1 protein-coding gene is annotated in these 283 nt (G+C 70.7%); it reads right to left on the bottom strand.

The genetic code is table 11. The features are described 5' to 3' along the window. On the bottom strand, nt 1-283 hold a 283-nt coding region (locus ACNQ0T_RS24080), incomplete at both ends, for a potassium-transporting ATPase subunit C (protein WP_417930483.1).

Below are 283 nucleotides of genomic sequence, written 5' to 3'. Positions count from 1 at the left end.
ACCTGCCACAGCGCGGCGGCCGGAGTCAGGTTGTTATCGAGACCGCTCGCCGAGGTGGTGACCAGTTCGACCGGCACCCGCGGGTCGGCGTCCGGGTTGGCGGCGCGCAGGGCCTGCACGCGCTCGCTCACCGCTTTATCCAGCGCCGGGTTGCTGGCGGCGAGGTTGCTGCCGCCAGAGGCCATGGGATTATCCGCCGTCTCCGCGGTGGCCGACGGGCGGCCCTGGAAATAGCCTGCGGCGGTGAAGTTCTGGCCAATCAGCGCCGAGCCGCGCACTTCAC

The organism is Enterobacter cloacae complex sp.6700776, assembly GCF_048284255.1.
In the GTDB taxonomy this organism is placed as follows: Bacteria; Pseudomonadota; Gammaproteobacteria; order Enterobacterales; family Enterobacteriaceae; genus Enterobacter; species Enterobacter intestinihominis.
Note: the sequence above shows the minus strand (reverse complement) of the source record. Positions and strands in the feature narration are given on the sequence as shown.